General features: G+C 51.9%; 5 protein-coding genes. 2 read left to right on the top strand and 3 right to left on the bottom strand.

The features are described 5' to 3' along the window. Nucleotides 1–79 precede the first annotated feature (79 nt). Entirely contained in the window at nt 80–2,035 is a 1,956-nt protein-coding gene (locus ACETWG_12455; protein ID MFB0517399.1) for a beta-L-arabinofuranosidase domain-containing protein, read from the top strand. Between the two features lie 48 nt (nt 2,036–2,083). On the opposite strand, the gene ACETWG_12450 is transcribed toward ACETWG_12455, so the two are convergent. After that, nucleotides 2,084–4,708, bottom strand: coding sequence for a TIM-barrel domain-containing protein (locus ACETWG_12450; GenBank protein MFB0517398.1), 2,625 nt, complete (start codon nt 4,706–4,708; stop codon nt 2,084–2,086). Between the two features lie 111 nt (nt 4,709–4,819). Further along, the gene (locus ACETWG_12445) at nt 4,820–7,414 is read right to left on the bottom strand and encodes a GH116 family glycosyl hydrolase (protein ID MFB0517397.1); all 2,595 of its coding nucleotides are present in this window, start codon (nt 7,412–7,414) and stop codon (nt 4,820–4,822) included. 304 nt (nt 7,415–7,718) lie between these two features. On the opposite strand from ACETWG_12445, the gene ACETWG_12440 reads away from it, so the two are divergent. Beyond that, complete coding sequence (locus tag ACETWG_12440; protein MFB0517396.1) at nt 7,719–10,502, top strand: MMPL family transporter; 2,784 nt, start codon at nt 7,719–7,721, stop codon at nt 10,500–10,502. Nucleotides 10,503–10,515: 13 nt separating this feature from the next. Here the strand turns inward: ACETWG_12440 and ACETWG_12435 are convergent. After that, nucleotides 10,516–10,825 (bottom strand): proline racemase family protein (locus ACETWG_12435; GenBank protein ID MFB0517395.1); only part of this gene is annotated, 310 nt, incomplete at its 5' end.

Here is a 10,825-nt window from a genome sequence, read left to right as displayed (position 1 = left end):
GGAGTGATGGATCCATGACTTTTGAACAATACTCCCCGCAGGCTTGTCGCCGGTTACATTCACAGGAAGTGATAGATCAATGAGAAAAGTCGTTCTCTCCACTATTCTCCTACTTATGATTATAGGTTGCGAGCGCCCAGCCCATTACGCTGCAAACCAGCCGCCGCTGGCCCGGAATGAGTTTATCAAGTTGCCCCTGGGAGCCATCAAGCCGCAGGGATGGCTCGAAGACCAGCTTGTGATTCAAGCCAACGGTCTTACCGGGCATCTCGATGAATTCTGGCCCAGCCTCGAGAACTCGGGCTGGAAAGGAGGGGACGGAGAGATATGGGAGAGAGGGCCCTACTACCTGGATGGTCTGATTCCACTGGCATACCAGCTGGGTGATTCGCTCTTGGTCCAGAAAGCCAGGGTGTGGGTGGAATGGATACTTGCTTCCGGGCAGCCCGATGGATGGTTTGGCCCCGCAGAAAACAATGATCGTTGGCCCCTGGCGGTGGCCATGAAAGTCCTTACTCAATATTATGAGGCTACCGGGGATGAGCGGGTCATTTCGCTCCTGACGAATTATTTTGCCTATCTGAAAAATGCGCCCCCCGACTGGCCGGATCACACCTGGAGGGGGGTTCGGGCCAAGGAGAATCTTATTTCCGCTTTCTGGCTTTACAACCGGACGAAGAATGCGAATGTTCTCGAAGTGGCTAAATCAATTGTGGACTCCAGTTATGACTGGTCGGCTTATTTCCGGGACTTTCCCTGGGATAGTGAAGCTTTGGCAAGCGGCCGGATTCCGCACATCTGGGATGCTACAGGATTAACGGCCCACGTAGTCAATATTGCCATGGCCGTTAAGTATCCCGGTCTCCGCTATATCCTCTCAAAGGACAGGACCCACAGACAACGTGTTTTTGAAGGGATCGAGAATCTCGACCGTCATCATGGGCAGGCGGGGGGGAGGTTCTCCGGTGATGAGCACCTTTCCGGCCGGCGTCCCACGCAGGGAACCGAATTATGTGCTGTGGTGGAATTCATGTATTCCCTGGAAAAATTGGTTGAGATCATTGGCGCTCCACAGCTGGCTGATCGCCTGGAAGTGCTGGCATATAATTCACTGCCCGGGGCGACAACTGCCGATTACTGGGCACACCAGTATGACCAGCAGAGCAATCAGGTCCTGTGTACAATTGCTGAGCGTGAATGGTCATCAAACGGGCCGCAATCGAACCTATATGGGCTAGAGCCAAACTACGGCTGCTGTACGGCCAATATGCACCAGGGCTGGCCCAAATTTGTCGCTCACATGTGGATGGCCACTCGTACCCAGGGGCTGGCCGTGATAGCTTATGGGCCCAGCCAGGTTAATGCCAGGGTAGGTAGGGGTGTTGCCGCTACCATCATAGAGGAAACACGATATCCCTTTGAGGGGCGCATCAAATTCACCGTCATGGTAGCAGAGCCGACCACTTTTCCGCTCTATTTCCGGATTCCAGTCTGGGCCGAAGGGGCAACTATCCTGGTGGGGAACAGGACGATCCCGGCTACGGCAGGATCCTTCGCAGAAGTGAAAAGGGAATGGGAAGCCGGCGATACGGTAGAGCTTCAGCTTCCAATGGAATTGAGGACGGAAACGCGATATAACAATTCCGTGGCGATTATGCGCGGGCCACTCTATTTCTCGCTTAAGATCGGGGAACGCTTCGCCGAGTTGAAGAATTACTATCTGAATTCGTCGGATTGGGAGGTTTATCCAACAACAGCGTGGAACTACGGGCTGGTTGTGGATCGAGAGCATCCGGGGAATTCCATCACCGTCTACATCCGGCCCCTCGAAAAGGTACCTTGGGTGCATGAAAATGCGCCGGTCGTCCTGGAGGTCTTGGGCAAGGCAATTCCTCAGTGGGGGATCGTTAACCATTCGGCTGATGACCCGCCCGTGAGCCCTGTGACCTCAGATCAACCGGCTATGAAGCTGGAACTCGTCCCCTATGGAAGCACGAGATTACGGATAACGGAATTTCCTGTTATTGCCAGGTAAAGGTATAGCCGTTTGGTTAGCCGGATTTTAAGCTAACAAGAAATATTTTCACTTCAGATTACTTGTTTTTAACAACTCTAGATAGGATACATAATTCGGTTGTTCTTGAGAATATGTTTCGATCATTTCTAACACTTGTTGCCATTCCTTATCGAATTGTTGAATTTCCAAGAGTGCATCATCAGGATTCAGGCTGATTCTATGCCCTGTTTGGGCCACATGAACAGCTAGATCATTTGAATATTTGGACTTGTCCCAATTGTTATCTGCTAAAAATTTTATGAATTTCAAGAGCTTATTTATCTCTCCCTTTTTGCCTGAAAGCAGTGTGACATCATATTCAGGAAACTCTATTTCAACTTCGACTTTTCGACGGACACTTGATTCAGGCGTAAAGATATGTGTTGACAATTCATTGCCATCATAATTCCAGGAATTAACGTTGGAATCTCTCGCATATTTAATTGTTTTACCATTTACTTTTACCTCTTCTGGTGGCAAAGTAAGAGGTAGCCTCAATTCGTAAGCCCTGGACAGCAACATGCCGGGAAAGCTTCCCTTCACAGGTTCTATGCGAATGTTTATTTTCTCATGGTCAATTTTTTTGAAAGTGACATTTGTTATGGCATAAGTCCCGGCTTTATAGTTCTGATTATTCCCTTCATCATCATATACACTGGTAGAACCTGTTTTGCCTGGGAAAATATTAAGGATCAATGGATTTATTGGTTTTTCGTCAGTTCTTTTCATTTTAGGCTGCATAGGAATTATCGAACCTTCTCTGACATATAATGGAATTTCGTCTAAAGCAAATGCCCTCTTTATAACCCTGCCGCCTTTAAATACTGTCCCTGAACAAAATTCAATCCAATCGCCTTCAGGAAGCCATATTTCCTTTAAGACAAATAGACTGTCATTGCCGATTGAACGCGTGATGGGAGCCACCAATATGTCCTCGCCAAACATGTATTGGTTTTTAAAAGCATATGCTTCTTCTGCTTCAGGATAATCATAATACATGGGTCGACAGATAGAAATGCCTGTATCATAAGCTTGCCGGGCAGCAGTATAGATATAAGGTATGAGTGAATACCTGAGATGAAAGGCGCTGCGCATGGCAGAGAAATATTCTAATGGATAAGCCCAAATTCGGCGTTCTATGCGGGGATTTTTTGTGCAATGTGTTCGCAAGATTGGGCTGAATATGCCAAATTGTATCCAGCGGGTATAAAGTTCAGGATTGCTTTCGCCGAACATGTGGCCGCCGATGTCGTGGCTCCAGAATCCAAAACCGACATTTGAAGCTGTTGCCGTAAAGTATGGCTGAAAATCAAGTGAACGCCAGTTGATAAAAGCATCGCCTGAAAAGCCGATTTGATATCGGTGATTTCCGAGGCCGCCATAACGGTGAAAAATCAACGAGCGTTTCTCATTCCGTCGTTCCATATCACTGAAGAAAACGTAGTTAAGATAGAATGTTGGATTTACACCCGGAATTTTGGTTGTACTCCATTGTTGCCAATCCAGCCACCAGAAATCAACGCCGGCGGCTTCCATAGGATGTAAGATGATTTTCATGAAGGATTTTGCGAAATCTTTATTGACAATATCAAAAGGGACATATTTCCCGGTCTTAGGATCGATACCCATCGCCTTAGCAATTTCTTGATATTTCTCCTCATGCGGTTGTATTCCCGATGCAGGATGAAGATTCATGCATACCCTGAGTCCATTTTTATCGGTCCATTTTAGAAACTCATTCGGATCTGGAAAATAATTCCTATTCCACGTGAATCCAGTCCAGCCTGCCCACTGACCGGCCTGATCCTGTATCTTTTCTCCATTCTGATACCACTCAGGTTTGGTGGTTATATGCCAATCCATATCCACAACCAGCACGTCTAAAGGCACATCGTGTATTTCAAATTCTTGGATCAATTCACGTAATTCCCAATCAGTGTATTCCCAGTAACGCGACCACCAGGCACCGAAAACATACTTGGGTGGCAAAGCAATTTTTCCTGCAATATTTATAAAATCATTTAAGGCAGTCTTATAATCAAAACCATAGCAGAAAAAGTATAAGTCTTGCTTCTCTTTTTCCGGTCTGGGCATCACCCATGGCCACTCGGAATTATCGAAGATTGGCCTTTCAGAATCATCAATTAGCACCCAACCGTCCTTTGAAATAATCCCCTGTCCCAGATCTATTTCTTCCTTCGTTCGATAGTTAATGTTACCATCGTACCCGTCTAATGTCCTGGCAGTGCCTGATAAGTTGCCACGATTCTCGGTTCCCGGTCGCCAAAGTTTATTGGTCCCGTCAACAGTAAATTTGATTTGAAGGTTGTTATCTGCAAATTTTCCGCTACCTAGCTTATATTTTAAATTAAATGCATCGGTTTCAATGCTAAGCCATCCATTTTGCGTCAGTTTTTTAAAATCAGGGACAGGAAGTTTCCGGTTTATGAATACTAAAGTTGCATGGTCTTCAAAAACACCGTCCTCCGCCCACTCCATCCTGATCACTCTCGGAGTTAGTACTGTGAATCGAACGTTATCAGAAATAACTATAGCATCTGTATCGGCAACTGGATCATATTCTTGTGCAAGATTAATATTGATTGCAAAAAGCAGTATGAATATGGCAATGGTATTACTTATGTGTTTCATTACGTACTCCCACTTATTTTTACTATGATTATATTTTATTTCTTATGAATTTATATATAGTTCCTTCCTATGCCCTTTTTAAAATGCCGTAGAACGCTGCCGGGACAAACATTAGCGCTTTCCCTCGATTTTCAGTGACCAGCGCACAAACTCACCAGGGCTATCGTCAGGAAGAGAGATTTCGATTCCTTTGCCAACGAGTTTGCCACCGGTAATCCTGAGGATATAGTCCGGGTTAAGCACCTTCAGCAGGTAGGTTTCGCCGGAGAGTCCTTCCAAAACATACTTCAAGTCCCGCCCAAGGCGCTGGGTCTCGATAACCTTCAGTCCACGATTAGCATCGCCGGTTCGGCAATCCACCTGCGGAAATACGACTTCAAAGGATGGGGTGCGATCAATCCTGATATTGGCTTCCTGCTGAATTTCAGCGTTGATCATCACATGGAAATCTTGTGACGTTTCGCTGATCTCATAAGGAGCCGCTTCGCCATTGAGTAAAACACCGGTAACCTCACCTGATTGAAATGCCGGTGAGAATAATAAACTCACCGGCCTAGCACCCGTGACGCGGATCGACAGGTTCAGACTTTTTTCGTCCTTGGATAGAACAAAGTTGACCTTTGATGGCCCTACGATGAGGTTACCGACTTCTATGTGGTGCCAGTCGGCAGGGAGGTGGGGCGCAAAGGTAACCTTACCTTCCGCGCCATCGACGACCAGTCCGAGCAGCCCCCTGACCAGTGGGAGCACGACGCCGGCAGAGCTGAAGCCCTGATGGCTCACGGCCTCGGCCGGCCAGACGTTGCGCTGGCCCGAGAATACCTCGGTGATATTTCCAAGAGAATTGTCAAAAGTATGGCGTACGGTGGATAGCAAGGTGGCATAGCCAGCCTCGGCGAAGTGGTTCACAAATTGGGCCGTGGAAACAAATGAGGTGAGAAATGGCCACACCGCACCATAGTTGTAGTTCAACGGCTCGTAATACTGGCTCTTGGCAGATATGGAGCGGGCTCCCCAATCGGTCATGAGTTCTGCGGAATTGATGCCGGTGAGTGTGGCATGGCTTTTTTCTGGCTCGAAAAGCCGCCACATCAAACCCGGGCTGCTCCAGGGCGTCACCCCGGGGACCTGCTTGCCGCTGCTGTTAAAGGCATAAGTAAAGTACTGATGCTTCCGGTCCCAGAACTGCTTATTAAGCACCGCCACCGCCTGCCGGTAGCGCCTCTGGCAGTCAGCTTCCAGGTCATCGTCTTCCATTGCGGCTGCCAGATAGCCCATCGACTCGAGGGCCTTCACCCAGATGCCCGCAAGGTAGATATCGGTTAGGATATCGGTAAGGGGGCCGTACTCCAGTGCTCCCAGCCCAGCACCCTTATTATCCATAAGTCCATCGCCGTTTTGGTCGGTACCTAAACACCACTGGTAGGCCCGCATTAGAGATGGCCAGCTCTCCTGGATGAATTCCAGGTCACCGGTGGTGCGGAAATAATCACCGCTTGCCACGAGATACCATGGGGTGGTGTCACCGTGGATATATCCGTAGGGATAATCCTCAAACCAAGCGACGTAAGCGAAGGCCGACTGTGAGAGCTCGTGGGCCATTTTACCATCATCCCGCTGCCATTTTTGGTTAAACCGGAGAACGTCTTTCACTGCGGCGTAAGCTCCGTAGCTAGTTAGCGCCAGGGAGTTAATGAAGGCATCGCCGCCGAAATACCAGCCGAATCCTGGTCGGCCGCTGGTGCCGGAGATCCCCAGCCCTGCCACCAGTCCGGTACCCAGGTTGGGATTCGTTACTATCAGGTTATCATAGGATACTTTGGCCCATTCGAAGGCCAGGTTTACGTCGTTCACCGGGGTCGTGATGTGGACGGTGCTTTCTCGGAGTTGTTTAAAATGGGCACGGTTCCTCTTGTAATAACTCTCTGGATCATTGGCAAGCCTGACGTAGACGGCCAAGAAATCCTCAGCATCTCCTGTTCCCCCGGCGAGGACAATGGGGATATACTTGCCGGCGACCTCCTCCGGATTGACCTCAATCCTGAATTCCATAGGGTGGTCAGACAGCATATGGGCCGGGGTATAGGAGATGCCGGCTGCCGCCGGCGAGCCCACATAGCCAACGTTCTGGTGTCGCAGTTCGGAAATGATATAGGCTTTCAGGTCATTGTCCCACCAGGCGGACTGGCCGCCGATACCACCAGGCCACATGGGCTGGAGCACCGGCAGGAAGCTCGCTACCACGGTCATCGGCTCGATGGAATCAATGTCCAACAGGATAATGGCGCCCGGCTCATTCACCGGAGTTATGAAGATAGCCCGGACAACGAACGATTGGTGAGTGTAAGTGATAACCGTTGCTTCCGGGGTCACCGAGATCCAGCGGGCAATCTCCCAGCCTGAAATTTTCCCGGTGCTGCTTCCAATCAGAAAAGAGAACTCAAAGTTGCGCAAAATCTTGAGAGGATAACCCCAGGCCTCGAAGGTGCCGCTCTCCAGGCCCAGGATCGCGAATCGCCGCCCCACTTTATCAAAGGGAGCAAAGGCCTGAGCCCGTCGCTCCAGAGCCATATCATTGGATTCCAATTGGAAGGCGGGGACCAGCCCCTTCATTTCCGACGCTGCAATCTGCGGGTAGAGCCAGGCTAAGAGAGAAAATCCAAGTATGAGTTTGGGGATTCGCGCGCTAGCTGCAATTTTCTGCATGGGTACTTCTGCCAATAGTGATTACCAGATGGGATTCAGCGGCATTACCACCGGTCCCTAAATTAGGCAAACCGGTCTGAAATCCCGCCAGTCAATTCCACCGCTGAACGTCGTCATATGGTGCGTAACACCCAGTCTAAAATTAAAATGGGCATTGCCGTTAATGCCGAACTGGCGCCGATCAGATGGTTAGCACTTAGCCGAAGGTGCAAACAGAGCTTTGTAATCACGAAAAGTGCCTCGTAGTTTCCAGCCCTATGGTTCCACATACTTTTGATGGTTTTCTTGTGAAAGGGCGTTTCCCATGCGTGATCGATTATTGTCTGCCGTCGCCACCTATGTGGTGAAGCGTCCCTGGTGGTCGCTGCTATGGATCACGATTTTTACGATTGTCTGCGCCGGAATGATGGGGCAGCTGAGCATCAGCACAGAATTCCAGGACATGATGCCCCAGGACGATCCCTCCATCATCGAGCTTAACACGATTTCGGAGGAATACAACGCCACCTCAACGCTGTATATCGTAGCGGAAGGGGATGGTCCAGCTTTACGGGCTTTCGCCGACGAAGCCATACCCCGAGTCGAAGCTCTGGAACAGTACGTGACCGACGTGGTCTACCAGGCCCCCAGGGACTTTCTGGCCGAACACGCGCTGATGCTGATGAAATCCAAGGACCTGGAGAACAGCCGGACCCTGTTCGAGGATCCCAACCTGGTGGGCTTTCTCACCAACCTGAATGACAGTTTCGAGAAGGAATATATCCAGAGCGAGGAGCAGCTCTCCAACCTGGAGCAGGAGCAGGGTGCTGTGCGATTCCTGGACGGTATCCAGACCTGGGTGGATGAGTTTGACAATGCGCTGGAGGGCCGGGTGGAGGGTGCCGGAGCCGCCGCCAGCGAGGCCATCCTGTTTGGCAGCGGCTATAACCAGAGTTGGGACCGCCGCATGATGATCTTCAAGGTCATGACCACTTTCAGCATATACGACCTGGAGCCCATGATGGCGTGTCCGGATTCCATCGAGGCGGTTATGCTGCCGGTGGCGGAGAAGTACGGTGTGGACGCGGGGCTCACCGGTTCCATCGTGCTGGGCCGGGATAAGATGGCGGCCATCAGTACGGATATGATCGTCATCACCCTGCTGGCACTGGTGGGGGTGCTTATTCTCTTTATGGTGGCTTTTCGGATGATTGTAGCGCCCTTCCTGGCGATCATCACCCTCGTTTTTGGTGTGATCTGGGCCATGGGCATGGCCTGGCCGTTGGCGGGTGAACTCAACATAATGACGACCATGATGGGGGCCATGCTGGTGGGTCTGGGGATCGATTTCTCGATCCATATCATCGCGGTGTATACCGAGTGGCGGGCCAGGGGGGAGGATATCCTCAGCGCCATGACGGGTGCGATGACGCGGTCGGGTAAGGGGATCATCACCGGAGCCTGCACCACGGCCATCGCGTTCATGACCCTGATATTCGGCAAGACCGACGGCATGCGGCAGTTCGGCCTGGTGCTGGGTGTGGGTCTCATCCTGACCATGATCGCCGCCCTGACGGCTTTGCCGACCCTGCTGGTGATTCGGGAGCGCTTCTGGGGCCGCATTCGTAAAGACGCAGAGCCCAAGCCACCGCGGGATATTTCCTACCGGTTCCTGGGCACCGCGGCGCAATGGTTGTCTAAGCGTTGGGTCTTTTCGCTGGTGGCGGTAGTGATTGTGGTGGGCTACTTCGCCTATCGCGGCTTCCAACTGGAAATGGACTATGACAGCCGCAACCTGCTGCCGAAGGGCCTGAAGTCATTGGAACTGCAGGACAAGATGATCGAGGCCTTTGACATGGACCCCGACAATGCCATGCTGACCGCCACCTCGCTGGAAGAAGCTTATGCCCTCACGGAAGCCACCAAGGATGCTTCCACCATCGGCGTTGTCAGTTCTATCGTGGACCTGCTGCCTCCGGAGGGCGAGCAGGAACAGCGGAAAGCGCTGGTGGCCGATGTACGCCGGGCCATGTCCCGGGCTCAGGTTTCCCCCACCCTCACGCAGGCCGATCTGGATCGTCTGAAGGCCGAGGTGGAGCGGCTGGAAGACAACGTGATGGAAATCCAGTCCATGGCATTGATCGGCGGACAGGACAAGGTCTACCTCAAGGCGGGACTGCTGGTGGGTGTCGTGCCAGACGAGGAAGATCCCTCCATGGTGGCGCTGCATGAACGACTACATCCCAGTATGGCGGACATCACGCGGGGGACACTCACGCAGTTTCGGGAGAAGTTGACGTCGCCTGCGAGCGTCGGGCCGGAGGATGTTCGTCCATTTCACCTGGACTTCGCCGGGCACTTCAAGCCGGCGGTCATACGCATGGCCAACACCGAGACCCTGACGATTGAGTCCCTGCCGCCGGTAATCCACGACCAGTACGTGGGTAAGTCAGGGAAGCATTTTCTAATCTACGTTTTTGCCCGGGAAAATATCTGGAACCGGCAGAACATGGAGCGTCTGAACGACGAGATGCAGAAGGTCAGTCCCCGGGCAACAGGAATGCCGATCGTCTACCATGCCCTGCTAGGAGCTATGTTTGCTGACGGCAAGCTAGCGGTGCAGATTGCGCTGGTGCTCATTTTCCTGCTGCTGCTGGCCGACTTTCGTAACGTCTGGAAGGCCTTGCTGGCCATTATCCCCTTGATCTTCGGCGTCCTGCTGATGCTGGGAGTCATGCATCTATCAGGCATCATGCTTTCCCTGGTTGGGATATATGCGGTACCGATTATCATCGGCATCGGCATTGATGACGGGGTGCATATTATCCACCGGTACAATGTGGAGGGTGCCGACGCGCACGGCACGGTGTTTGCCTCCACCGGCCGGGCGATCCTGCTCACGTCCCTGACCACCATGCTGGCTTTCGGTTCCCTGTGGTTTGCCGCCATGGCGGGACTGGGTGACCTGGGTGTGGTCCTGTTCATCGGGGTGGGCTCCTGCTTCGTGGCAACCGTGCTGGTGATCCCGGTGCTGGCCGGGCTGGGACGGCAGATCTCCGGGCGCAAGGGTAGCGATACAGGGCAGATACTAAAAACTGATGCTGATTAGACCTACCCGGGCCTCAACGCAGAATGAAGCCGTCGCCCAGCGGGTCGTCGGGATCAATCAGGAATTCGCTTTTCCCGGTGATATGTGCAGACCCTTCCACTTCGGTAATCACGGCTGAATAGGGCCCGCACTCCGTTGTTCCCACAACACGGCCCGTGAAACGGCTGCCGATAATGCTTTCGATAACCATCGGCTGATTAATTCCTATTTCACCACGGGCATAGTGAATAGCCAGGCGGGCGCTCACCCCGGTGCCGGTGGGGCTCCTATCCACCTGACCCTCGGCGAAGATGCACACATTCCGGCTGTCGGCAGCTTTTGCC

It is taken from the genome of Candidatus Neomarinimicrobiota bacterium, assembly GCA_041862535.1.
In the GTDB taxonomy this organism is placed as follows: Bacteria; Fidelibacterota; Marinisomatia; order SCGC-AAA003-L08; family TS1B11.
Note: the sequence above shows the minus strand (reverse complement) of the source record. Positions and strands in the feature narration are given on the sequence as shown.